General features: G+C 64.9%; 20 protein-coding genes. 6 read left to right on the forward strand and 14 right to left on the reverse strand.

Features of this window, described 5'->3' with window-relative positions:
• Positions 1–33 precede the first annotated feature (33 nt).
• Positions 34–399 (reverse strand): PRC-barrel domain-containing protein, encoded by a 366-nt coding sequence (locus tag IPK75_08000; GenBank protein ID MBK8198298.1) that lies wholly within the window; start codon positions 397–399, stop codon positions 34–36.
• 137 nt (positions 400–536) lie between these two features.
• Here IPK75_08000 and IPK75_08005 point away from each other — a divergent pair, with 137 nt between their 5' ends.
• Positions 537–1,394, forward strand: a complete 858-nt coding sequence (locus IPK75_08005) for a 50S ribosomal protein L11 methyltransferase (GenBank protein ID MBK8198299.1) — start codon at positions 537–539, stop codon at positions 1,392–1,394.
• Positions 1,395–1,517: 123 nt separating this feature from the next.
• Here the strand turns inward: IPK75_08005 and IPK75_08010 are convergent, their stop codons facing one another.
• Entirely contained in the window at positions 1,518–1,694 is a 177-nt protein-coding gene (locus IPK75_08010) for a hypothetical protein (GenBank protein ID MBK8198300.1), read from the reverse strand.
• Between the two features lie 167 nt (positions 1,695–1,861).
• Here IPK75_08010 and IPK75_08015 point away from each other — a divergent pair, with 167 nt between their 5' ends.
• On the forward strand, positions 1,862–3,673 hold the full coding sequence (locus IPK75_08015) for an aminopeptidase P family protein (protein ID MBK8198301.1): 1,812 nt from the start codon (positions 1,862–1,864) through the stop codon (positions 3,671–3,673).
• Here the strand turns inward: IPK75_08015 and IPK75_08020 are convergent.
• From IPK75_08020 to IPK75_08035, 4 genes are read right to left on the reverse strand one after another with little or no spacing between them, the layout of a single operon-like run.
• The gene (locus IPK75_08020; protein ID MBK8198302.1) at positions 3,670–4,449 is read right to left on the reverse strand and encodes an SDR family oxidoreductase; all 780 of its coding nucleotides are present in this window, start codon (positions 4,447–4,449) and stop codon (positions 3,670–3,672) included. The two genes, IPK75_08015 and IPK75_08020, sit on opposite strands and share 4 nt — an antisense overlap.
• Before the next feature lie 12 nt (positions 4,450–4,461).
• Complete coding sequence (locus IPK75_08025; GenBank protein MBK8198303.1) at positions 4,462–4,695, reverse strand: hypothetical protein; 234 nt, start codon at positions 4,693–4,695, stop codon at positions 4,462–4,464.
• Positions 4,692–5,816, reverse strand: a complete 1,125-nt coding sequence (locus IPK75_08030; protein MBK8198304.1) for an alpha-L-fucosidase — start codon at positions 5,814–5,816, stop codon at positions 4,692–4,694. The genes IPK75_08025 and IPK75_08030 overlap by 4 nt, the downstream gene beginning before the upstream one ends.
• Positions 5,809–6,510 (reverse strand): DUF2459 domain-containing protein, encoded by a 702-nt coding sequence (locus IPK75_08035; protein MBK8198305.1) that lies wholly within the window; start codon positions 6,508–6,510, stop codon positions 5,809–5,811. Before IPK75_08035 ends, IPK75_08030 begins: the two co-directional genes overlap by 8 nt.
• Before the next feature lie 119 nt (positions 6,511–6,629).
• Between IPK75_08035 and IPK75_08040 the strand changes: the two genes are divergently transcribed.
• A complete protein-coding gene (locus tag IPK75_08040) occupies positions 6,630–8,315 on the forward strand; it encodes a DNA repair protein RecN (GenBank protein ID MBK8198306.1) in 1,686 nt (561 codons plus the stop codon).
• Complete coding sequence (ligA, locus tag IPK75_08045) at positions 8,312–10,417, forward strand: NAD-dependent DNA ligase LigA (protein ID MBK8198307.1); 2,106 nt, start codon at positions 8,312–8,314, stop codon at positions 10,415–10,417. The genes IPK75_08040 and ligA overlap by 4 nt, the downstream gene beginning before the upstream one ends.
• Positions 10,418–10,429: 12 nt before the next feature.
• On the opposite strand, the gene IPK75_08050 is transcribed toward ligA, so the two are convergent.
• From IPK75_08050 to IPK75_08075, 6 genes are all read right to left on the reverse strand, one after another.
• A complete protein-coding gene (locus IPK75_08050; protein ID MBK8198308.1) occupies positions 10,430–11,263 on the reverse strand; it encodes an outer membrane protein assembly factor BamD in 834 nt (277 codons plus the stop codon).
• A 116-nt stretch (positions 11,264–11,379) separates the two neighbouring features.
• Positions 11,380–12,291, reverse strand: coding sequence for a UDP-3-O-acyl-N-acetylglucosamine deacetylase (locus IPK75_08055; protein MBK8198309.1), 912 nt, complete (start codon positions 12,289–12,291; stop codon positions 11,380–11,382).
• 184 nt (positions 12,292–12,475) lie between these two features.
• The gene (ftsZ, locus tag IPK75_08060) at positions 12,476–13,891 is read right to left on the reverse strand and encodes a cell division protein FtsZ (protein MBK8198310.1); all 1,416 of its coding nucleotides are present in this window, start codon (positions 13,889–13,891) and stop codon (positions 12,476–12,478) included.
• A 97-nt stretch (positions 13,892–13,988) separates the two neighbouring features.
• A complete protein-coding gene (ftsA, locus tag IPK75_08065) occupies positions 13,989–15,299 on the reverse strand; it encodes a cell division protein FtsA (GenBank protein ID MBK8198311.1) in 1,311 nt (436 codons plus the stop codon).
• Entirely contained in the window at positions 15,299–16,126 is an 828-nt protein-coding gene (locus tag IPK75_08070) for a cell division protein FtsQ/DivIB (protein MBK8198312.1), read from the reverse strand. The genes ftsA and IPK75_08070 overlap by 1 nt, the downstream gene beginning before the upstream one ends.
• A gap of 44 nt (positions 16,127–16,170) precedes the next feature.
• The gene (locus IPK75_08075) at positions 16,171–17,079 is read right to left on the reverse strand and encodes a D-alanine--D-alanine ligase (protein MBK8198313.1); all 909 of its coding nucleotides are present in this window, start codon (positions 17,077–17,079) and stop codon (positions 16,171–16,173) included.
• 41 nt (positions 17,080–17,120) lie between these two features.
• On the opposite strand from IPK75_08075, the gene IPK75_08080 reads away from it, so the two are divergent.
• The gene (locus tag IPK75_08080; GenBank protein ID MBK8198314.1) at positions 17,121–19,400 is read left to right on the forward strand and encodes a TonB-dependent receptor plug domain-containing protein; all 2,280 of its coding nucleotides are present in this window, start codon (positions 17,121–17,123) and stop codon (positions 19,398–19,400) included.
• Here the strand turns inward: IPK75_08080 and murB are convergent.
• Positions 19,397–20,329 carry a UDP-N-acetylmuramate dehydrogenase gene (gene murB, locus IPK75_08085; GenBank protein ID MBK8198315.1) on the reverse strand — a complete coding sequence of 311 codons (933 nt, stop codon included), beginning with the start codon at positions 20,327–20,329 and terminating at the stop codon, positions 19,397–19,399. The two genes, IPK75_08080 and murB, sit on opposite strands and share 4 nt — an antisense overlap.
• A gap of 50 nt (positions 20,330–20,379) precedes the next feature.
• The gene (locus IPK75_08090) at positions 20,380–20,937 is read right to left on the reverse strand and encodes a hypothetical protein (GenBank protein MBK8198316.1); all 558 of its coding nucleotides are present in this window, start codon (positions 20,935–20,937) and stop codon (positions 20,380–20,382) included.
• Between the two features lie 218 nt (positions 20,938–21,155).
• On the opposite strand from IPK75_08090, the gene IPK75_08095 reads away from it, so the two are divergent.
• Entirely contained in the window at positions 21,156–23,597 is a 2,442-nt protein-coding gene (locus IPK75_08095; GenBank protein ID MBK8198317.1) for a PAS-domain containing protein, read from the forward strand.

Raw genomic sequence — 23,597 nt, forward strand, 5'->3', positions numbered from 1 at the left:
TCCCGCCGCCTGCTTCCCATCCGTGGGCCGGCATTACTGCCAGTACGGCTGGACCTTGTAATAGCTGTAGGTGCTGTCGCGGGTGGCGTGGCCATCGTTGCGCGTCAGCTCTTCGATCGCATCGGCCGGTGCAGCTTTCAGCTGTTCCTTCGTGTACGGCACAACATAGCCGTCCTTTTCCTTGCTGTAGTCGAGCGCCGACCACGGGACGGGGTGATATTTCTCACCCATGCCGAGGAAGCCGCCGAAACCGACGACGGCGAACATCACGGAGTTGTCGAGTTTGTCGAGCACAACGTCTTCGACCTTGCCGATCTTGTCGCCGGCCTGGTTGTAGACGCTGGTGCCCAGCGCACGGCTGGCGCGGATGGCGGTGGTATGGCCTGAGGGGGTAGGCATGGCTTTACGCTCCATTGCTTGGTTGAACATGCCTCAACAACGGGGTGGGGCACCGAGAGTTCCGGTTAATTTGCCCTCATGCAGCGGCGTCACGCGGAGCTTTCCATCGGCTGGCCGGCCTGCTAACGGGCACGCCCATGTACCAGATCACCGCCAAAGGCCCGCGCGGGCCAATCGAGATTGCCTGGAACGCGCTCGCCTGGGCCGACCCCTCGCCGGCAGGCGCGGTTGATTGCAAGGAAGACGGTCGCACGGCCTGGCGGCTCGATGCGTTCGCAGAGTCGCAGGAAGACGCCGATGAATGCGTTGCGATCATTCACGAAGCCGCGCCGGAGCTGACCGCGCGCATCGAGGAGATTGTCGAGCGCGACTGGGTGACCCTGTCACTGGAAGGCCTGCCGCCGGTGAATGCCGGCCGCTTTGTCGTGGTTGGCAGCCATGCGCTGGCCGGCGTTGCGCCCGGCAAGACGCCGGTCCTGATCGAAGCGGGCCCGGCGTTCGGCACGGGGCACCACGGTACGACACTTGGCTGCCTGCTGGCGCTTGCCGACGTGCGCAGCCGGCGGAAGGTCGGCCGGGTGCTTGACCTCGGCACGGGCAGCGGTGTGCTGGCGATCGCGGCGCTGAAGGTGGGCGCGGAATTGGCCCACGGCACGGACATTGACCGGGACTCGGTGTTTGTGGCGCGGGAGAACGCGCGCAAGAACAATGTCTCGCGGTTCTTCTGCCATCATGTGCGCGGCGCCAATGCGCCGGCCATCCGTCAGGCAGGGCCCTACGACACCGTCTTTGCAAACATCCTGATGAAGCCGCTGATCGGGCTGGCGCCGGAAATCGAACGGCTCTCGGCGCCGGGCGCGGCGATCATCCTGTCAGGGCTTCTTCACCATCAGGCTGCCCCGGTTCGCGCGGCATACGAGGGACATGGGCTGCTGTTCCAGCGCAAGATCAAGCGCGACGGCTGGTCGACCCTGGTCTTCCGCAAGGCGGACTGAGCGGCAATTCCGGGAGAGATGACCCTCCCCGCCGCATCCCTGGAGGAGGGATGGGCGGCGAGGGAGTCGCAGGCTGGCGCTGGATGGGAGGGGACGCGCGCGGACTGCGAAGGGGAGCGGCGCCTAGCGGACGGCGCGGCGCGCGAGGCGCGTCTGGCGGCGGGCGACGAGGTTCAGGCGCGCCGGTTCGAAGGCGTCGTCCTCCCGGCGGGCCGGCACCAGTTCGTTGACCGGCTGTGGGCGCAGGATCTCTGCAGCCGTCACTTCACGGGCGGGGCGGATGTTGAAGTCGAATTTCATTGTTAACTCTTTGTTTACCTTGAATTGTTGCAGCGCAACATTGTTCCGTAGGCGGCCTATATAGGAAGCAAGATAAACAAAACAGTATGGCAACATGGAATTTGCCATGAAAGATTGCATAGCTCACTTGCTAGGCGGCAGACGCGGGCCGCGTTAAGACGGACACCATGAGACAGACATTCGACATCAAGGGCGGTCCGCAAGACGGCCGCGCCCACCTTCCGCTTCTTCGCCGTGAACTCGAAGCACAGGGCCTCGATGGCCTCTACGTGCCGCACGACGACGAGTACCAGAACGAATACCTGCCGGACGCCAACGAGCGCCTTGCCTGGGCGACCGGGTTCACCGGATCGTTCGGCTCGGCTTTCGTTTTCACGGACAAGGCCGTGCTGTTCGCCGATGGTCGCTACACCCTTCAGGCCGCAGACCAGACCGATCCGGCGTTGGTCGAGGTGCAGGGCATCCCCGATCCGGGCGCATTCGGCTGGCTGGCGATGCAATCTCTAAAGGGCAAGAAGGTCGGCTACGATCCGCGCCTGATGAGCCCCAACGATGTGGCCGCGCTCAGCACTGCGGCAAAGAAGGCTGGCTGCGAACTGGTTGCCGTTGCCGAAAACCCGATCGACAAGGCCTGGAAAGGCCGCCCGCCCCAGCCGATGGCGAAGGTTGTTGCGCATGCGGTCAAACATGCCGGCGCGGCCCACACCGACAAGCTGGAAGCAGTAGGTGCGCAACTCGCCCGCGACGGCGCCGACGCGGCCGTACTGACATCGCCCGCTTCGATTGCCTGGGCGTTCAACATTCGCGGCGGCGATGTCAGCTGCACGCCGCTTCCGCTGGGCCGCGCCATCCTGCGGGCTGACGGGTCGGCCGAACTCTTCATCGACGAACCCAAGACCGACGCGGTGCTTCGCCGGCATCTCGGAAACACGGTCACGCTTCGGCCCCTGTCTAAGCTCGAAGAAGGGCTTGCTGCGCTTTCCGGCAAGACGGTCAGCCTCGATCCGGATGTCGCTTCGGCCTGGTTCTTCGACCAGCTGGGCGCCGCCGGTGCGAAAGTGCTGCGCCAGCGCGATCCGGTCTCGCTGCCGCGCGCCTGCAAGAATGCGGCGGAGATCAAAGGCACGACCGCCGCGCACGCGCGCGACGGTGTCGCCCTCACCCGGTTCCTGCACTGGCTCGATACCGAGGCGCAGAGCGGCGAGGTCACTGAAATCCAGACCGTCGAGGTGCTCGAGGGTTTCCGCGAAGACCTCGGGTCGATGGCCGACCTTTCGTTTCCGTCGATTTCGGGCGCGGGTCCGAACGGCGCGCTGCCGCACTACCGCGTATCGACCGCCTCGAACCGCAAGCTCGCGCGCGGTTCGCTGTTCCTGATAGATAGCGGCGGGCAGTATCTGGACGGTACGACTGACGTGACCCGCACGGTTCCGATCGGTCAGCCCACGGAGGACATGATCAAGCACTACACCCTGGTGCTGAAGGGACATATTGCGCTTGCCACCGTGCGCTTCCCGGCCGGCACGACGGGGACGCATCTTGATGTCCTCGCGCGCCATGCGCTCTGGCAGGCTGGCCTCGACTACCAGCACGGCACGGGGCACGGCGTCGGGGTGTATCTCGGCGTGCATGAAGGCCCGCACCGCATCGCGAAGCCCTGGAACGCCACTCCGCTGATGCCCGGCATGATCGTCTCGAATGAGCCGGGCTTCTACAAGGCGGGCGAATACGGCATCCGGATCGAGAACCTGCAATACGTGACGCCTGCGGAGGAAATCCCGGGCGGCGAGATCCCGATGCTGGGCTTCGAATGCCTGACCTTCGCGCCGCTGGCGCGCAGGCTCATCGATGTGAAGCTGCTGACCAAGGACGAGCGCAAGTACGTCAACGACTATCATAAGCGCGTCTGGAAACTGCTGAACCGCAAGCTCGACGGCGAAGTGAAAGACTGGCTGAAGGCCGCGACGGCGCGGATCTAGGTCAGGCCAAGCTTTCTCAGGCTTTCCGCCACGCCTTCCGTACGCGGGCGCATGTCGTCCGCGATATGGGCGTGGGTGGGGATGTAGAACAGGCCGAGGTCGAGACCTTTCAGGGCGATCTCGGCGCAGCGTTCCGGGCGGATAAGGGCGAGTTCCTTCGGCGCGGCGTCGAAGTCCGGCACGCCGGCGGCGATCAGCGGCGTATAGACCGCGCCTGGAAGGAGGACGTGCAGGTCCATCGTCTCTCCGGCCAGCTCCTCGCGCAGCCATTCGGCGAGGATCAGCACGCCGTGCTTGGACGCGGCATAGGCGCTGATACGGCTGCGGCGCACACCGGCGGGAAGGCTGAGCGCATTTTCCGAGCTCGTAATCATCAGGCGTCCGCGCTTTCCGGCGGCGATCAGGTGGGCGGCGTAAGCCTGCGCCATCCGGATCGGCGCGTGCATGTTGACGGCGAACAGGCGGTCCGTGTCCGGACCAAAGCTTTCCTTGAGGACCGGTCTGCGCAGGCCGGTGCCCGCATTGGCACAGACGAGATCAAGGCCGCCTTTCCAGGCCCAGGCCTCGGTGACCAGGGCGGCAGGCGCAGCTGGGTCGGAGAGGTCACTCACGATGGCAAGGCCGCCGAGATCGGCGGCGACCGACTGCGCGAGGTCGGCCTGGCGATCGGCGATGATGACATGTGCGCCGCGTGCGGCCAGACCTTCCGCCAGCGCTTTGCCGATGCCCGATGCGCCGCCGGTGACGAGTGCCACCTTGTCCTTGTACTCGATCATCGATTTCCTCTTTCAGGCTGACAGTCGTTTTTCGATCCGGTGCAAGCCGCGGACTTGGCACGCCGGGCAGCGCACACGCGTGGTCGGGCGTCCCTTGCCTTTCCAGCGCACCCCGCCGAGGTCCCAGACTGAGCGGGCGTGGCCGCAGGCGGCGCAAACGGCTTTCCAGTCCTTCGACTCCTGCTCTGCTGCCGCGCGAAGGCGTTTTGGCAGGAGCAGGAGCAGAAAGCGCTGCAGCGTTGTCATTCGCGCAGCACCTTGCCCAGCGCCCGGAGCGGCGCGGCCTGGATGTCGGGGATCGAGGCGTCGGCCATCGGGCCGATATTGATGAGGAGGTTGCCGCGCTTTCCGGTAACGTCCCTGTAGAGCGCGACGAGCTCGTCGGCGCTCATGTAGTCGGATGGCAGTTCATCCGAATTGTACCCGAAGCCGAGACCGAGGCCGCGGCAGGATTCCCATTTCTGCTCTTTCGGGATCGCGCCGAGGCCGAACTCCACGCAGCGGAAGTCGCCGAAAGGGGCAGGGGTTTCTTCCTGTTGCCCGCCGGCGGTACGCGCTTTCAGCATCGCATTGAAGCTGGCGCGCGTTTCGGGGTCGCGCAAGGAATTGAAGAAGTCGGTCGCGGCGAGCCAGCGGTCGTTGGTGACGCCGTCGGGCACAGCGGCATAGTAATATTTGTGGAGTTCGACGACGCCGTCGATGTCCGGCCAGCAGATGTCGTTCCAGAAGACAGACGGCTTGTAGCGGTCGATCAGCTCCTTCGCCTGCGCGAGGGCGTAGGCGCGGTAGTCGTCCTCGGTGGGCACGCAGGCGAACATGTCGCCGATATTGGCGATCGGCGAGTTGCGGAAGGTCCAGTCGAGGCCGCCGGAATAGTAGACGCCAAAGCGCAGGCCGCGGGCGCGGACGGCGTCTGCAAGTTCGCCGACGAAGTCGCGCTCCGTGTTCCATCCGGGGCGGTGCGGATTGCGCACGCCGGTCGGCCAGAGGCAATAGCCGTCATGGTGCTTCGTGACGAAGACGACGTACTTCGCGCCGGCCTCGACGAAGAAGTCGGCCCAGGCGTCCGCGTCGAAAGCTGCAGCTGCCGTATCGAATTCGGGCCGGAAGTCGGTAAAGGCCTTGTCGCCGTAGAGGCGCCGGTGGCGCTCGCGCGTGGCGCTGCCTTCCACGCGCATCGCGTTCTCATACCATTCCGAATACGGCGTCAGCACGGCGCTCATGTCGAAATCATCGCCCACCAGTTCGTGAATGGCGCGGCCGCGCGGGGCCCAGGCGGGAATCGTGAAGATGCCCCAGTGGATAAAGATGCCGAGCTGGGGCTTTGCGTACCAGTCCGGGCAGGGGCGCGCCTCGCCGTCAGCCATCAGTTTCTTCCTTGCGATTGGTGTTTTTCAGGGGCTTCGTAACGCTCCACGCGAACGGGGCGAACAATGCGCGCGGCAGGCCGGCCTTGCCGAGGGCGCTGGCGGTCCATTGGTTGCAGGTGTTGAACGGGCTGTAACGGCCCTTGGCGAGCAGCAGCAGCTCTCCGGGAACGGTCGTGTCGATCTGGCGATAGGCGCCTTCGCTGTCGCGCTTGAGGCTGCCCAGTATTTCATCGATCAGGACGCGCTTCGCCGCCTGGCCGCCGGGCAAGGGCTCGCAGACTTCGCGCACATCCGATCCGTAGACGGGCACGATGCGCATGGCGACCGGGTTCATGCCCGCGAGGGCGGAAAGCCCCCGGCCGATCGTGAGATCTTCCGGATACAGAACTTTCGTGAAGAAGACCGAATCGCCCCAGCCGAACAGGAGATAGGTGTCGCGCGGCAAATAGTCAGGAATATAGCCGCGCAGTTCCTTGCGCCAGTTGATGATCTCGCCGTCCAGCGGCAGCGCGATGTCGGTATGGAAGGCGGCCTCGCAAATGAAGGCAGCCGGCTTGCCCGGGGGCACCTGGCCGAGCTTGCCGCCCGTGTGAAACGCGCCGGCAAGCCAGGCCGCCCCCACGTACCAGAACGCGCACACACCGGATGCGAGGAGGGCGAGGCCACTCCAGCGTAGTCCGGTGAAAAACATGTTCCGCGCGTCCACCCCGTCTCCCTCGGCGGCTGGAATGCAGATGAAAGCAAGCGATTGCAGCGCGCAAGCGAGATTCCGTTTGTTCCGTTTTTGTTCTTGTGATAATTCCCCAGCCCATGATGCTGTCGCTTTCCATTCGTGATTTCGTGCTCATCTCCCGGCTCGATCTTTCGCCGGGAGAAGGCTTCACCGCGCTCACCGGGGAAACCGGGGCGGGCAAGTCAATCATCCTCGACGCCCTGTCGCTGGCGTTGGGCGGTCCGGCTGACCGATCCGTGATCCGGCACGGCGCCGCGCAGGCGAGTGTGACGGCGGAATTTGCGCCGCCTGCCAGCCACCCGGTCTGGGAACTGCTTGCCGCTCAGGGGGTCGAGGCGACGCAGGGCGAGTCGCTGACCCTGAAGCGCCTTGTGCGCGCCGAAGGTCCCGCAAGGGCTTTCATCAATGAACAACCAGTGGGTGCCGCGCTGCTGGCGGACGCGGGTGAGCTCCTGGTCGAAGTGCACGGCCAGCATGCGGCGTCGAGCTTACTGCGGCCGGCGGCCCACCGCAGGCTGCTCGACCAGTTTGCCGGGAATGAAGCCTTGCTCGCAGCCTGCGCGGCGACCCATGCGGCGCGCATCGAGGCACGCGATGCGCGGGCCCGCCTCGAAGCCGAAGCGCAATCGGCCGCCGAAACACAAGCCTGGCTGCGCGAGACGGTCGACGAATTGAACAGGCTGGCGCCGCAGGGCGGTGAAGCGACCCTGCTGGCCGGGCAGCGGGCCCAGCTGATGCAGTCCGAAAGGGTGCTGGAAGCCGTTGCAGAGGCCGCTGACGTGTTGGCAGGCGCAGGTATTGATGCTGCACTATCCAAGGCGTCGCGCGCTGCCGAGCGCATCCTGCGGCTGCCGGGATTCGAGAATGGGGAAGGCGTTTTGGCGGAGGCCGCCAAAGGCGCCTGCGACGCCATCGAGCGGGCCTTGATCGAAGTGCGTGAGGTCGAGAGCGCCGTGGCGCGGCTGGAACGCTTGCCGCTTGAGGCGGGCGACCTCGAAGGCGTGGAAGCGCGCCTTTTTGCGCTGCGGGCGATGGGGCGGAAACTGAATTGCGATCCAGACCTTCTGGACGTGCAGCGCAATGATCTGGCCGAGAGGCTGGACCTGATCGAGGCGGGCGAAGCGGGCATTGAAGCGGCGCGCAAGGTGGAACGGGCGGCCGAGGCGCGCTGGCACAGTGCGGCGCATGCGTTGACCGCCGCGCGCCGCGCAGCTGCGTCACGGCTGGAAGCAGCGATCGCGGCCGAGTTGGCGCCCCTGAAGCTAGGGCGCGCCACCATTCGGGTGGCGCTCATCCCTTTGCCGGAGGCAGAGGCAGGTGCGGGCGGCGCCGAGCGGGCGGAATTCGAAGCCGAGACGAACAGCGGCGCCGGGTTCGGGCCGCTGCGCAAGGTGGCGTCCGGCGGCGAACTCGCCCGGGTTTCTCTGGCCCTCAAGTGCGCGCTTGCCGAAGCGGGCAGCGCGGGGACGCTCATATTCGACGAAGCGGACCAGGGCGTCGGCGGCGCAGTAGCGGCTGCCATTGGGGAGAGGCTGGTCCGCCTGTCTGGCGCGCGGCAGGTGCTGGCTGTCACACACAGCCCTCAGGTCGCAGCGGCGGCAGACGCGCACTGGCTTGTGGAGAAATCTGCGAAGGCTGGCGGGACGCGGCTGACCACGCTAGATGCGGGGACAAGGCAGGAAGAAATTGCCCGCATGTTGTCCGGCGCCGAAATCACTGACGAAGCGCGGGCCGCGGCCGGGAGGTTGTTGGAGGATGCATGAGCGCCGGAAAAGCTGCGAGCGCCCTGAGCGAGCCGGAAGCGGCAGCCGAACTCGCGCGGCTTGCGCGCGAGATCTCTGACGCGGACGCCGCCTATTACCAGAATGATGCGCCGACGCTGACCGATGCCGACTATGACGCGCTGCGCCGGCGTAATGCCGAAATCGAAGCAGCCTTTCCCCATCTGAAACGTGAAGACAGTCCTGCGGAGCGCGTCGGCGCCGAGGCAGGAGACGGCTTTGCCAAAGTGCGTCACGGCACCCCGATGCTGTCGCTCGAGAATGCTTTCGATGACGAGGACGTCGCCGATTTCGCAACCCGCATCCGGCGGTTTCTTGGCCTCGACGCCGAGGCAGAGCTTGCCTTCACCGCCGAGCCGAAGATTGATGGTCTGTCGCTGAGCCTCACCTACGAGAAGGGCAGGCTGGTTCGCGCCGCCACGCGCGGCGATGGCCAGACCGGCGAAGACGTGACGGCGAATGCGCGCACCCTCAGCGACATTCCCGCGAAATTGTCGGGCAAGGGCTGGCCCGCCGAGATCGAGATCCGCGGAGAGATCTACATGGCGAAGAGTGACTTCGCCGCCCTCAATGCCCGCGAGGGTGCAGCGGGCCGCAAGACGTTTGCAAACCCGCGCAATGCGGCCGCCGGCAGCCTCCGGCAGCTGGATGTGGAGATAACGAAATCCCGGCCGCTTCGCTTTTTCGCCTACGCCTGGGGCGCGGCGAGCGAGCCGTTTGCGCAAACCCAGGCTGGCGCGGTCGAAGCTTTCGGGCAATGGGGATTCGTCACCAATCCGCTTATGGTCCGTATAGAGACAGTTGACGAGGTGCTTGGCTACTATCGCCGGATCGAGGCAGAGCGCGCTGGTCTCGCGTATGACATCGACGGCGTCGTCTACAAGGTGGACCGGCTCGACTGGCAGCAACGGCTCGGCTTCGTCAGCCGGGCGCCGCGTTGGGCGATCGCGCACAAGTTTCCGGCTGAGAAGGCAACCACACGCCTCCTCGGCATTGATATTCAGGTCGGCCGTACGGGCTCCTTGACGCCGGTGGCGCGACTTGAGCCCGTTACCGTCGGCGGAGTCGTCGTCTCCAATGCAACGCTGCACAACGAGGACGAGATCGCGCGCCTCGGCGTGAAGCCGGGAGACGTCGTCGAAATTCAGCGCGCCGGCGACGTGATCCCGCAAGTTCTCCGCGTTGTCACAGCCGGGAAGGGCCCCGCCTGGACCATGCCGCAGACGTGTCCGGCCTGCGGCTCGGCGGCCGTCCGCGAAGTTGATGAAGCAGGTGAGACCGATGTTCGCCGCCGCTGCACCGGGGGCCTCATCTGCCCTGCACAGGCGGTAGAGCGACTGAAACATTTCGTCTCGCGCAAGGCGCTCGACATCGACGGTCTCGGCGCACGGCAGATCGAATTGTTTTTTGAAAAGGGCGTCATGCGCGCGCCGCAGGACATCTTCCGCCTGAAGACGAATATCGAGGCCGCTGGCCTGCCGGCGCTTGAGGAGTGGGATGGCTTTGGCGCGGCGTCCGCGAAGAAACTCTATGCGTCGATTGACGCGCGCCGCAGCGTGCCTTTCGCGCGTTTCCTGAACGGTCTTGGAATCAGGCATGTCGGACAGACGACGTCGGGCCTGTACGCGCGCGGGTTCCTCAGCTGGCCTGCGTTCTGGGATGCTGTTACACGCGCGGCCGCTGAGGGCGCGGGGAGTGAAGCCTACGAAGAACTGACCGGCATCGACGGTATCGGCGCGGCGGCCGCCGAGGCGCTGATCCAGTTCGAGTCCGAACCGCACAACCGCGAAATGCTGGCGGCGCTGCTCGCCGAGATAGTCATCGAGGATGAAGTGCCCGCCGCCACCGACAGTCCGGTTGCCGGCAAGACGGTCGTGTTCACCGGCACGCTGGAGAAGATGACGCGCGATGAAGCCAAGGCGCGGGCAACGGCGCTAGGCGCCAAGGTCGCCGGCTCTGTTTCTGCCAAGACCGATATACTCGTCGCGGGGCCGGGCGCGGGATCGAAACTCGCCAAGGCGGAAGGCCTGGGTGTGCGGACGATGACCGAGGCCGAGTGGCTGGCGCTGATCGGAGACGCCTGATCCGCAGACGGACTATTTTCCGCCGGGAATGAGGCGCTGGATCAGGGTGCGTTTTTCCGAGGCGCTGACTGCGTCGAGATCGACGCCCTCACTGGTCAGGAGCCGGTAGCTCATCTTGTACCAGTCGCTGTCCGGGTAGTTGTACCCGAGCGTGGCGCCGGCCGCGAGCGCCTGGTCCTTGAGGCCAAGCGTCAGGTAGGCTTCGACGAGGCGATGCAAGGCTTCGGGCGCGTGGCCGGTCGTCTGGTAATTTTCGACGACGCTGCGGAAACGGTTCACGGCGGACAGCGTCTGGTTTGTCCGCAGGTACCACCGGCCGACGGTCATTTCCTTGCCGGCCAGCTGATCGTTGACCATGTCGAGCTTGATGCGCGCGTCCTTGGCATATTCGCTCTGCGGGAACCGGCGCACGATGTCGTTCAGGGCGTCGCGAGCGCGCTCTGTTGTAGCCTGGTCGCGGCCGACATCGACGATCTGGTCGAAGTAGCACAGCGCCGTCAGGTAATAGGCATATTCGGCTTCGGAGCCGCCGGGGTGCAGGGCGAGATAGCGCTCCGTGGCGGCCAGCGCGGTCGTGTAGTCGTGCGTCTTGTAAGATGCGTAGGCCGACATCACCATCGATTTGCGGGCCCACTCGGAATAGGGGTGCTGGCGCTCGACTTCGCCGAACAGCAGGATGGCGTCCTGGTAGTTCCGGTCGTCCAGCTCGCCGGCGGCCTGGTTGTAAAGTTGCTCGACCGGCCGCTCGACGTAGGCAAGCTCGGCGTTGCGCTTCGTGGACTGGCAGGCACTGAGCGCCAGGACGCAGGCGGCAATCGCGAGGGGAAGGGGGGTCAGTCTCGACATGAGGCGCGGCCTGTCTCTAGCGGCTTGGATCGGTTCAGGCTGATTGCTTAGCCCGAATAGAGCTGCCTTTCCAAGGGCCGAATGTCAGGACTGCGGGCGACGGCTGACGCGCCGTCTCAAACGGCGGCGCGCGCGTCTTCAACACGACCCGGCGCGCCGGCATCTTCCCAGCACCAGGCCGAAGGCGAAGCGAGCAGGGCGCGCACCAGTTTGTTGTTCAGCCCGTGGCCGGGCTGGACCGCGTCGTAGTCTCCGGCAATCGGCGCGCCGGCGAGCATCAGGTCGCCCACGGCGTCGAGCATCTTGTGACGCACGAACTCGTCTTCGCTGCGCAGCCCTTCCGGGTTCATCACGCCGTCATCGCCGATGACCACGGCATTCTCGAGCGAGCCGCCGCGGGCAAGGCCCATGGATTGCAGCATTTCAACGTCCCGCGCGAACCCGTAGGTGCGGGCGAAGGCAAGGTCGCGCGCAAACATGCCGGGCGCGAGGCGCATGGCCATCTGCTGTACGCCGATATGCTGGTCGTCGTATTCGATGCGCGCCCGCAGCGTCAGCACATCGCCCTTGGAGGGCGACAGCGTTGCGTGTTTCGGGCCGTCGCGCACTTCAATGCGCTCAAGGATGCGAATGCGGCGGCGCGCAGCGCCCTGCGTCTTCGAGCCTGCCATCATCAGCAGTTCGTAGAACACTGACGACGAGCCATCCATGATGGGCACTTCCGGTCCGTCGATCTCGACGCGCAAGTTATCGATTCCGACGCCGGCGACCGCCGCCAGCAGGTGCTCAACCACCGCAACGGTGACGCCATGCTCGTTGGCAAGCGTGGTGCCAAGTTGCGTATCGGAAACGGACTCAGCGTGCGCCAGGATCTCACCGGTGCCGGGCGCCACGTCGGTACGAACGAAGCGTACGCCGGAATTGGCAGGCGCAGGCAACAGCGTCAGGCGGGCGCGCACACCTGAGTGAACGCCGACGCCGGCGCAGCTCACCGTGCGCGATATCGTCGTTTGCCGTTCACTTGCCATGCTGCGAGAGGCCCTCAGACCGATTGGTAAAACCATGCAGCCTAGATGGCCTGTCCACCTCGTTCACTCAAAACACGGGATGTTTCGCCGTATTACAGCGCGAGGACGAATCCAGACTTAAGTAACTGAATCAAATGGATTTTATGTTGAAACATTTGTGTCGCCCGAAGGACACACCGCCGATCTAATGATTGGCCGACCGGCGAAGGAAGGCGGGGATTTCCAGATCGGCGTCGTCGAAAGCCGCCGGTTCGGGATGATCGTCCGGCGAGGAAATGATCGGCGCCGACGCTGTACTGCGCGGTGTCGGGCCAGCGTCGTTCTGGCCTTGAGGGGCGGGGCGGCGCCAGCCGAACAGGTTCGCAAAACCCGACGCGGCCGGGGCGCCCTCACGTGCGGAACGGTCCGGCGCAGGCTCATCAGTGCGTTCGGAGAAGACGGCCGGCGCAGGTGCCGCCGGCGTCCGGGGCGGTGTCACGATGCGGGGGCGGCCGGTGACGTCGTAGTCGTCCGAATAGGCATCGACCTCCTGTTCTTCGCTGACGGCGAGTTCGTCTTCCGGTTCTTCGGCAATGTCTTCAGGCTCGGCAACGGGCTGCGCAGCGGCTGCCGCGATCGCGGCCGGGGTGATCGGCTGGGCGGCCGGCAAGCGGCGAGAGGCGGCGTCGAGGCCTGCTGCAACCACCGAGACGCGGATACGGCCTTCCAGGCTCGCGTCGAAGGCCGAGCCCAGGATGATGTTGGCGTTCGGGTCGACTTCGCGGCGGATCTCGTTCGCTGCTTCGTCGAGTTCGAACAAGGTCATGTCGTAGCCGCCGGTGATGTTCACGAGCACGCCCTTGGCGCCCTTGATCGTGACATCGTCGAGCAACGGGTTGTCGATGGCGCGTTTGGCGGCTTCCAGCGCGCGTGCTTCGCCGGATGCCTCGCCCATGCCCATCAGTGCGGTGCCCATGCCGCGCATGATGGCGCTGACGTCGGCGAAGTCGAGGTTGATCAGGCCCGGCATGACGATCAGGTCGGTGATCCCACGCACGCCGGAATAGAGCACGTCATCGGCCATGCGGAAGGCGTCGGCGAACGTCGTCTTGTCATTCGCGATGCGGAACAGGTTCTGGTTCGGCACGACGATCATCGTGTCGACATGGCCGCGGATCTTGGCGAGGCCTTCCTCGGCGAGGCGCATGCGGTGCGCGCCTTCGAAGCCGAACGGCTTGGTGATGACCGCGATCGTCAGGATGCCCATTTCCTGGGCGGTGCGCGCGATGATCGGCGCCGCACCCGTGCCGGTGCCGCCGCCCATGCCGGCGGCGATGAACACCATGTGCGCGCCTTCGAGCCGGGCGCGGATCTCGTCGATCGATTCTTCGGCGGCTTTCGCGCCGACTTCCGGGCGGGCGCCTGCGCCGAGGCCGGCAGTGGTGCCAAGGCCAAGTTGCAGGTGGTTGTCGGCGCGCGACCGCGACAACGCCTGAGCATCCGTATTGGCCACGATGAACTCGACGCCCTGCAAGTTGGCTTCGATCATGTTGTTGACGGCATTGCCGCCCGCGCCGCCCACGCCGAACACGAGGATCCGCGGCTTAAGTTCCTGGGTCATGGCGCGCCTCAATCTACGTCTGCGTCGGCCGGGGGCTGGCTGAGCCGCAAGAATGGCCTGCTGCGGCTAAAAAACGCTTAAGTGACTGCAGGCGGCGTCAGAAATTTTCCTTCAGCCAGTACAGCACCGTGTTCATCCAGCCGCGACCACCTCCGGCTTCTGCTTCCAATGACGACACGCCAGCCCGCGCGGCGTCTGTGAACCCCAATTCCGGGTACAGTAGCAGGCCGGAAGCCGTTGAAAAAGCTGGTGTTGCCAGCTGCTCGCCTAAAGTTTCGGCAAGCACCGGCCGGCCGAGGCGGATGGGTGCGCCGAGCACGCGGGCCGCAACTTCGCGCACGCCGGGGAGCTGGCTGGCGCCGCCCGTCAGCACGACGCGTTGCGGAAGCACCGATTTGACGTCGCTGCGGGCCAGGGCAGCCTGCGTCAGCTCGAAGATTTCCTCGATGCGGGGGGCAATGATGCGGGCAATTTCGGCGCGCTCGATGCGCGAGGCATGCAGGCGTCCGTCATCGCCAAGACGCGGCGCTTCGATTCGCTCGGCCAGCCCGGGGCCGTCGAGGTCTGCCGTGCCGTAGACGTTCTTCAGCCGTTCAGCAGCCGCAAAGGTCGTGCCGATGCCCTGGGCGATGTCGGCGGTGACGTGGGTGCCGCCCGCGGGAACGAGGCCGAGCCAGGCCGGAGAGCCATGCAGGTAGACCGAGACGGCGGTGACGCCCGAGCCGAGATCGATGCAGACGGCGCCGTTTTCGATCTCATCCTCGATAAGCGTTCCGGCGCCGCTGGCGATTGCCGATGGCACGAGCTGGCGCACACCGAGATGCGCACGGCCGACGCATTCCACCAGGTTCTTGACGATCGCGCGCGGCGCCGAGACGATCGACATCTTCACGCTGAGCGAGCCGGCGATCATGCCGACAGGCTGGCGCACGCGCCCGGCCGCGCGGTCGATCGTGTAGACCACCGGCCATGCGGAGAGGATTTCGTCCTGACGGCTGGATTGCGATTGTGCGGCGCGGGCCAGTACCTGTCCGTGCAGGCGGCGAACGTCCTTGGCGGTTATCGCCCGCTCACCGATGTCGATGGTCGCTGAGACGAGGCGCGAGGTCAGTTTGGGGCCGGTGATGCCGAGAATGACTTCGGTGATCGGCTCGCCTGCTTCACGCTCGGCGTCTTCAACCGCGAGCCGGATCGAGCGCTCGAGGCCCTCCATGTCGGTAATGTTGCCGCCCGAGAAGCCGCGCGTCTGCTGGCGGCCGCCGCCGAGGATTGCCATGCGTCTCGGATTGTCCGTATCCGGACGGGCGATCAGGCATGTGGTCTTCGAACATCCGATATCCAGCGCGGCCACGGCGCCGCTCGGGCGGCCGTTGAGGCGGGCAAGGCGCTTGGCGGAGAGTTCGGACATCAGGTTCTCTCGGCAGCCTCGCGGCTTTCAGAAGGGGAGGCGGCCGGTGCCGGGGCGTCGGCAAGGCGAAGGTAGACGCGGCCGCCGCTGCTGCGTAGGTCTATCGTCTGGATCGGGCGCTGGGTGAGCGCGGTGCGCACCTGCAATTTGGCGAGCCGCGCAATCGCGGGCTCCAGGGCGGTGTCTTCGGGCAGGCGAACGGTCATGCCGTTGATGAAGCGCATGTCCCAACGGCGGTCGCCAATGCGGGTCGCGACAGCCACGCGGCCATTGATGTCGGGTGCCGCTGCGAGTGCGGCGGTGAGCTGCGGAGCGGCTTCCGGTGCGCCTTGCCCGGCGAGACGCAGCAGGCCCGGATGGTCTTCGGGGCGTGCGCCCGGCAGGATACGCCCGAGGCCATCTACCACCTGCCACTGGCGGCCGTCATGCCAGAGCGCAACCGGGTCGGCCGCATCGGCAAAGATCACGATCTGGCCTGGCCAGAGACGATGCACACGCACGTTCAGGACCTTGTGGGTGCCTTCAACACGGCTCTTGATCAGGTGCGGATCGGCGCGGAACATGTTCTCGCCGGGTTCGATCATTGCCGCGGCCCGCACTTCTTCGGCAAGCGCCGGATTGTCGGCGAGCCCAAGCACCGAGACGTCCTTCACATCGATACCGACCAGGCGCGCGCCGTCATCCATGAAACCGCCAAAGCGCTGGCCGATCTGCGACATCGACCCACCCATCCAGGCGGCCGTTGCGACCAGGATGGCGACCAGCATCACGACGCCGAAGATCACCGAAGATACGCGGACTTCTTCGCCCGTTGTTTCATCGATCAAAGTGGCCGGGCGGCGGCGGCCCGAAGGGACAGTCTGGTTTCGCTCTATCTTTGGCATGAGGCGTCCTCGATCATCCAGGCGACGAGTTCCACGAAACTCATGCCCACATGGGCGGCCTGCTCGGGTACGAGCGAGGTCGGCGTCATGCCGGGCTGGGTGTTGGTTTCGAGGATCACGAGCCGGTCCTTCTTTTCATCGTATCGGAAGTCCGAGCGCGTCGCCCCGCGGCAGCCAAGGGCGAGGTGCGCCTTCAGCGATGCGTCCATCGCTGCCTGGGTCACGTGCGCCGGCAAATTCGCGGGGATCACATGCTGCGATCCACCAGCCGCGTATTTTGCATCGAAATCGTAATAGTCCCTTAAGGTCGTGATCTCGGTCACGGCGAGGGCGCGGTCGCCAAGCACAGCAACGGTGAGTTCGCGGCCCGGAATGTATTCTTCGGCCATCAGGTAGTCGCCGTAGCGCCAGCCTTCGCCGGTGAGTTCCTGCGGCGGACTGTTGGTGCCTTCGCGCACGATCAGCACGCCGAAACTGGACCCTTCGTTGACCGGCTTGATCACATAGGGTGGTTTCAAGGCATGCGCTGCTGCCGCTTCGGCCCGCGTGACCCGCTTGTCGGCGGCGACATCGAGGCCGGCCTGGCGGTAGACGGCCTTTGACTTCAGCTTGTCCATCGCCAAAGCCGACGCCAGCACGCCGGAGTGGGAATAGGGCAGGCCCATGATTTCCAGCAGGCCCTGGACCGAGCCGTCTTCTCCCCAGGGGCCATGTAAGCCGTTCAAAACCGCGTCGGGCCGGGCGTCTGTCAGCTGGCGTGCAAGTTCGCGCGTCGCGTCAATCTCGGTGACGTCGTATCCGGCAGTCCGGGCGGCTTCGGCCATCTGCCGGCCGGAGGACAAGGACACCGGGCGCTCGGACGACCAGCCGCCATAGATTACCGCTACCCGCTTCATGAATTCTCCCTCGATCGCGCCAGCCGCACGTCACACCCGTGATGGGCCGCTGCGGTGAACAGCAGCTTAAAGGGAAGAGCGCGGCACCTGTCCGGCGCGAAATCTCCGGATTACAGAAAAATCATGTGAGCCATTCTCAAGAGGGGTTGACTACACATATAGTCATTATTGATAAGCATGAAATCGATAACGAAAAACGGCAAATACCTCGGGGCTTTCCTCATCCGAGTTGCGTGCCCCCGGGGAGAATTTTCATGCCGATTTCCAAGTTCCTGCTGTCTACAGCCGTGGCGATGGCGATGACCGGCCAAACCGGCGCGCGCGCGCAGGTCAAGGCTGCCGAGCTGGCAATCGACATGAATCGTACCGTTTATATGCCTGCCGATTTTGCCCAGTACGCGCCGGTGACGGCCCTCGACATGGTGCGCCGGGTGCCAGGGTTTGCCATCCAGTCAGATGACAGCGGCAACCGGGGCTTTGGCCAGGCGCGCGGAAACGTGCTCATCGACGGACAGCGTGTCTCCGCCAAATCCAACGGCGCAGAATCGGCGCTAGGCCGGATCGCGGTGGCCCGCATTGTTCGCCTTGAAGTGCTGGATGGCAACCAGCTGGATATTCCGGGCCTGTCCGGCAAGGTCGTCAATGTCGTCACCGACGGCGAGAGCACGCTGGACGGCAGCTGGCGCTGGAAGACGCGAATTCGCGAGAACCTTCCCCCGTCATTCGACGAGTTCAATCTAAGCCTTTCTGGCGCCAAGGATTCGCTCAGCTGGTCGCTGGAGGCCAGCGGTCAGCCGGGAAGGGGCGCGGATGCCGGCTGGCGCAACATCTGGGACGGATCGGGTACCCTGATCGAGCGGCGAGACGAGGACTTCACATCGGTTGAGGATAACGTCACGCTGTCGGGCTCGGTCTCGTGGAAACCGCCGAGCGGTGTGATCGCGAATCTCAACGCCAAAGGCCAGGTTTTCCAAGCCGACCAGAAGCAGATATCCAAGACCTTCCCGGTTGGCGGAGAAGAAGGCCGCCGTTTCTTTGTGTCGTCCGAGGACGAATGGAATGGCGAGCTCGGCGGTGACCTTGAATTCGATGCCGGTCCGGGCCGTTTGAAACTTATCAGTCTTGCCCGGCATGAGCATAGTCCGTTTACGGATCGGTTTGTGGTAGGAAACCTTGATGGGTCCGGTCAGTTTGAGCAGCTGTTCGAACAGACTGTTGATGAAGGTGAGTACATCCTGCGCAGCGAGTATGCGCTATCGACAGGCGAGGGGGTCGACTGGCAGGTTTCGGCCGAAGGCGCTTTCAACTTCCTCGAATCCGAAGCCGCGCTGTTTGAGGCCTCCGGCGGCTTGCCCCTAGTCGAAATTCCGCTGGGCCTCGCGAACTCGCGCGTCGAGGAACGCCGCGGCGAAGTGATCTTCACGCATGGCCGCCAACTTACGCCGAAGCTCAGCTTGCAGGCATCTGCGGGCGCGGAGTATTCCGAGCTTTCCCAGACAGGTGATGCCGAGAACAAGCGCACGTTCACCCGGCCCAAAGGTCAGGCAAGCCTTTCCTGGCAACAGAGTGACACGCTGAAGCTGGTGGGTAAGGTCGAGCGGCGCGTTGGGCAATTGAACTTCTTCGATTTCATCTCGTCCGTGAACCTCGAACAGGAAAACGGCGTCGACGGGAATCCCGAGATCGTCCCGAATCAGTCATGGCGCTACACGCTGGAGGCACAGAAGGATTTCAAAGACTGGGGCGCCTCAACCGTCCGGTTGATCTATGTCGACCTTGAGGATGTGATTGACCAGATTCCGATTGGCACAGGGGCCGGGCCGGGAAACATCGACAGCGGCATGGCCGTCGCGATCGAGACCGACTCCACGCTGAAGCTCGGCAAGCTTGGTTTCAAGGGTGCAGAGCTCACATTCAACGGGCGTTACTACGACACGGAGGTCGATGACCCGGTCACCGGTGAGCGCCGGTCCATCAACGGCCACCTCATCTATGACTACACGACCGAACTGCGTCACGATATTCCGGATACGGACTGGGCGTGGGGATTGATCATCGAAGGGTTCAAGCAGGAGCCTGCATACCAATTCACGGAGGTTGCTTACCGCGCCAACATGCCGGTGTTCTCGTTCGCCTATGTCGAACACAAGGATGTGGCCGGCATGACCGCGCGGGCCGCTTTCGGCAACCTGTTCAACCAGCGCGATGTCTACTGGCGCCAGGTCTACGCGCCCGATCGCAGCGGCACGCTCGTGCGATCGGAAGACTATGCGCGCGGGTTCGGCCCGATCATTACCTTCGAGCTGAAGGGAAAGTTCTAGGCCTTCTGCGTCCGTCCGATGCGGCGGACTTCCCAGCGCAGGCTGACGCCGGATGCGTCAAGCACGCGTGCCCGCACCAACTCGCCGAGCGCTTCAAGATCGGCGGCCGTGGCGTCGCCCGTATTGATCAGAAAGTTGCAGTGCATCGGGGAGACCTGCGCGCCGCCCACCTTCAGGCCGCGGCAGCCGGCAGCGTCGATCAGCTTCCAGGCTGAGCGCTGGTCCGGCGTGCCGGGAGGGTCCGGATTGGCGAACGTTGAGCCGGAAGTCTTCTCCCGGATCGGCTGGGTTTCGGCCCGCTTGGCCTGCAGGGCTTCGATAGCGGCTGAAATCTCCGCGGGCTCGGCAGTTCCGGCCGCACGGAGCACGAGCCGCGTGACGATAAAGTCTTCCGGCAAGCTGCTGTGGCGATAGCTGAAGTGCAAAGGCGTGTGACCGTCGCCATAGGTGACCCGCGCGCCGCGGCGGTCGATGCCTTCCAGGCGGACCAACACGTCTTTCAACTCGCGCCCATAACAGCCGGCGTTCGTACGGGTCGCGCCGCCCAGCGAGCCGGGAATGCCGGACAGGAACTCGAGCCCCGTCATCCCATGTCTGGCGGCGGTCTTGGCGACCGCGAGATCGAGCGCGCCCGCGCCAGCCGTCAGCTCAAGATCGCCGGTCTTCACGACTTCGCCCCAGGTCCGTCCCATCAGACGGATCACGACGCCCGCGATCCCGCCGTCGCGCACGATCAGGTTCGACCCGACCCCCAAAGCCGTGACCGGCAGGGACGGATCGAGCGCTGCGAGAAAGCTTGAGAGGTCTGCCTCATCCTCCGGCAGGAACAAAGCATCTGCCGGTCCGCCAACGCGGAACCAGGTGTAGGGCGCGAGTTCGGCGCCTTCGATCAGTTTGCCGCGGACCGGCGGAAGGGAAGCGGAGGTCATGGCGACCAGCGGGTCGCCTGACTGGAGGGGGCTGTCAAGCGCGCGCGCGATCAGTTGCCCTGTGCGCCGATGCGGTCAGGCGCGCCGCCGCTGGGCGGGCGCCGTTCGCCGCGCTCAGGCTTCGGGTCGGGCGCCGAGAGTTTTGCAATCTCGATCACGCCGTTGTCGTCCTGGTAGTTCTCGGCGAGCTGGCTGATCACCGCCTCGAATTCTTCGAAGGTGACCACCCGGTCGAGGTTGGGATCAAACCTGACCGGATTGGTCAACGTATCGTCGCGGGTTGGCAGGTTTGCAGCCCAGTCCTGCTGTTCCAGCGCAACGAGCTGGCCGTCGCCATTGGCATCGGCCAGCACGAATGCGGCGCGGGTGCCTTCTGCCAGCTCAGCTGAGGAAATCCGGCCATCGCCATCCGCATCGAAGCTCGCAAACAGGCCGCCCCCGGGCACCAGTCGGCCAATATCGCGGTGTGACTGGATCGCGTCCGGCTTGACCAGTCCCTGGCCGGGCAGGCGGACCAGGTCGTCTCCGTCAACTTCAGCCTGTGCGAATACAGGAAGGCACGTCAGCAGGGCAGATGCCAGCAGCAGGGGCAGGATTTTGCGGCGCATGGATCGGTGACTCCTCAGGCTTGGCGATGGTTACCCTAGGCGGGTGTGCTGTTTTTGCAACAGGCGGTTACAGCGCCCCAGCGCCTCTGGAAGCAGCCTCGCAGGGTCTGAATTAACCCCGCCTTAACGCTCGCGGGGCCAATCGTTAACCAGTATAAACTTGTCCGAGTCGTGCCTTTCAGGCGCGCGAAACCGGGCTTGGAAAGGCGACTCCGGCGATGAACGCAGATCAAGTGCCCATCATCATGGCCGTCGGCACCGCAATGCTGGCGCTCGGAGCGCTGCTTTGGGCCTTGCGCGTATCGGACGGCGCCCGCGGCGCCGCCAAGCGCTACCGCGACCTAGCTGGAGAGCGCGAAACGGAAAATGCGGCGCTGAAATCGGTTCTCGGCGCGCACCCAGGTGTCATCCTTGTCTGGCAGGGCGATGCATTGGAGGTCGAAGGCGACGAGATCACGCCGCCGGACGTATTCGGATCGTCGGTGGCGTTGGCTGGACTGCTCAGTTTCACCGATGCGGCCATTTCGGAAAACCCCACGGTCCGGATCGTGGAAGGCATCGCCGATCTGGAAGCGCGCGATTCTGCCGGGCAGGACACGACGCTGCGAATCCGCCTGCGCGAACTGCGCGAGCAGGGCCATCCATTTTCGCTGACCATCATCGGACCATCCGGCCGCTTCCTGGAAGCGGACGGCCGGACCGCCGGCGCGCGCGCGGTCGTCTGGGTAACCGACTCGACCATCAAGGGCCTCGAAGAAAGCTCCGCCCGCGGAAAATTCGAGGAAGCCCGGCAAGTCATCGCGCGCGACCCGACCGCCTTCCTCGACATGCTGCGCAAGGCGCCGTTCCCCGCTTGGCGGGTTTCCGGCATGGGCCGCCTCCAATGGGCCAACCCCGCCTATCTCGCCGCCGTGGATTCCTCGAGCCTCGACCGGCTGCTCGAAGAGCAGACGATGCTTGACCAGGCCGTGGCCGAGCAGGCCCGCAAGACCATTTCGGACGGCCAGGAGCACGACGAGACGCGTCATATCGTGATCAAGGGTGATCGCCGGTCGATGCGTGTGCTGACCTTCCCGCTTTCGGGCGGGGCAGGGGCGATGGCGTTTGACGTCACGATGCAGGAGAACGCGCGCGAAGAGCTGAACCGGCACGTGCGCGCGCACGACGAAACGCTGAACCATGTCGCCGACGCGGTCGCGATCTTTAGTTCGGATCGCAAGCTGACCTTCTACAACAAGGCTTTCCGCGACATGTGGGACCTGGAAGAGGCATTCCTTCTCGACCGGCCGAACCATGGCCAGCTGCTGGACCGCCTGCGCGAGCGCCGCAAGCTGCCCGGCCGGCCGAACTATGCCGAATGGCGCGCCGAGGAAATTTCCTACTATCTCGATCTGGACGGCGTGAAGGAAGACAAGTGGTCCTTGCCCGACGGGCGCACCCTGTCCGTGACGCGCCAGCGTCACCCGATGGGCGGCTTGCTGCTGCTGTTCAAGGACATCACGATCCAGCTGGACTTGCAGACGCGCTTCAATGCCCTGATCAAGACCCAGCGCTCGACGCTCGACAACCTGCACGAAGCCGTGGCCGTGTTTGGCAGCGACGGGCGCCTGAAGCTGCACAACCGCGCTTTTGAGCGTGTGTGGGACCTCCCGGCGGAGATGCTGAAGGATTCGCCCGACTATGATGACGTGATCAAGGCCTGCGTGCCGATGTTCCATGACGCGGAAATCTGGGACGCGATCAAGGTCCACATCACCGATCCGTCAGCCGCGGCGCGCCAGGCGACCACCGGCGAGATGCGCCGGTCGGATGGCTCGCTGCTGACCTACATCACCAACCCGCTTCCGGACGGCAATACGCTGACCGCCTTTGCCGACGTAACCGCGACCCGGCGTGTGGAGTCGGCGCTGCGCGACCGGGCTGAAGCTTTCGAGGCCGCCGACCGGCTGAAGACTGAATTCGTGCGCAATGTCAGCTACCAGCTGCGCTCCCCGCTGACGACCATCTTCGGTTACGCCGAATTGCTGGAGACCCAGCGCAACGGCGCCCTGACCGAGCGCCAGGCCGATCACGTGCGGGCGATCCTGTCCGCGTCCGACCATCTCAACAAGCTGATCGAGAACATCCTCGATCTGGCCTTGATTGAAGCTGGCCGGATGGATCTCGATCTCGATACCGTCAATCTTGAAGATCTCGTCGCCGAGGGAATCGAGATGGTCGTGTCGAAGGCCGAAGACACGGAAGTCACGGTCCGCTCCGAGATCATCGGCAAGCTCGGAACCATCCGGGGCGACGCGCGCCGCATCAAGCAGGTTCTGTTCAATCTCGTATCCAACTCACTGCGCTTCACCGAAGCGGGTGGCGAAGTCGTGGTGTCCGCGCAGCGCGCCGGCGACATGGTGATGCTCAGCGTACGGGATAACGGCGTTGGCCTGGAAGCTGACAAGCGCGCGACCAGTTTCGACAGCTTCGTGTCCGGTGACCAGCGCGGTGCAGGCCTTGGCCTGGCGCTCGTCAAGCACTTCATTCACCTGCATGGCGGTACCGTCGGCATGAAGCCGGTGGACGGCGGCGGCCTTGAAGTGACCTGCTGGCTACCGGCACAGGTGTCGGCGGCGGTGCAGGCCGCAGCCCATACGCAGGAAGCCGCGACGCTCTAG

It is taken from the genome of Acidobacteriota bacterium, assembly GCA_016712445.1.
Lineage (GTDB): Bacteria > Pseudomonadota > Alphaproteobacteria > Caulobacterales > Hyphomonadaceae > Hyphomonas.

Excerpts from the sequence above, each read along its gene's own strand:
- IPK75_08040 (MBK8198306.1), top strand. The coding sequence starts at position 6,630 with ATGATGCTGTCGCTTTCCATTCGTGATTTCGTGCTCATCTCCCGGCTC.
- IPK75_08020 (MBK8198302.1), bottom strand. The coding sequence starts at position 4,449 with ATGATCGAGTACAAGGACAAGGTGGCACTCGTCACCGGCGGCGCATCG.
- ftsZ (MBK8198310.1), bottom strand. The coding sequence starts at position 13,891 with ATGACCCAGGAACTTAAGCCGCGGATCCTCGTGTTCGGCGTGGGCGGC.
- IPK75_08000 (MBK8198298.1), bottom strand. The coding sequence starts at position 399 with ATGCCTACCCCCTCAGGCCATACCACCGCCATCCGCGCCAGCCGTGCG.
- IPK75_08015 (MBK8198301.1), top strand. The coding sequence starts at position 1,862 with ATGAGACAGACATTCGACATCAAGGGCGGTCCGCAAGACGGCCGCGCC.
- IPK75_08005 (MBK8198299.1), top strand. The coding sequence starts at position 537 with ATGTACCAGATCACCGCCAAAGGCCCGCGCGGGCCAATCGAGATTGCC.
- IPK75_08025 (MBK8198303.1), bottom strand. The coding sequence starts at position 4,695 with ATGACAACGCTGCAGCGCTTTCTGCTCCTGCTCCTGCCAAAACGCCTT.
- IPK75_08035 (MBK8198305.1), bottom strand. The coding sequence starts at position 6,510 with ATGTTTTTCACCGGACTACGCTGGAGTGGCCTCGCCCTCCTCGCATCC.
- IPK75_08055 (MBK8198309.1), bottom strand. The coding sequence starts at position 12,291 with ATGGCAAGTGAACGGCAAACGACGATATCGCGCACGGTGAGCTGCGCC.
- IPK75_08050 (MBK8198308.1), bottom strand. The coding sequence starts at position 11,263 with ATGTCGAGACTGACCCCCCTTCCCCTCGCGATTGCCGCCTGCGTCCTG.
- IPK75_08010 (MBK8198300.1), bottom strand. The coding sequence starts at position 1,694 with ATGAAATTCGACTTCAACATCCGCCCCGCCCGTGAAGTGACGGCTGCA.
- murB (MBK8198315.1), bottom strand. The coding sequence starts at position 20,329 with ATGACCTCCGCTTCCCTTCCGCCGGTCCGCGGCAAACTGATCGAAGGC.
- ftsA (MBK8198311.1), bottom strand. The coding sequence starts at position 15,299 with ATGTCCGAACTCTCCGCCAAGCGCCTTGCCCGCCTCAACGGCCGCCCG.
- IPK75_08095 (MBK8198317.1), top strand. The coding sequence starts at position 21,156 with ATGAACGCAGATCAAGTGCCCATCATCATGGCCGTCGGCACCGCAATG.
- ligA (MBK8198307.1), top strand. The coding sequence starts at position 8,312 with ATGAGCGCCGGAAAAGCTGCGAGCGCCCTGAGCGAGCCGGAAGCGGCA.
- IPK75_08030 (MBK8198304.1), bottom strand. The coding sequence starts at position 5,816 with ATGGCTGACGGCGAGGCGCGCCCCTGCCCGGACTGGTACGCAAAGCCC.
- IPK75_08080 (MBK8198314.1), top strand. The coding sequence starts at position 17,121 with ATGGGCCGCTGCGGTGAACAGCAGCTTAAAGGGAAGAGCGCGGCACCT.
- IPK75_08090 (MBK8198316.1), bottom strand. The coding sequence starts at position 20,937 with ATGCGCCGCAAAATCCTGCCCCTGCTGCTGGCATCTGCCCTGCTGACG.
- IPK75_08075 (MBK8198313.1), bottom strand. The coding sequence starts at position 17,079 with ATGAAGCGGGTAGCGGTAATCTATGGCGGCTGGTCGTCCGAGCGCCCG.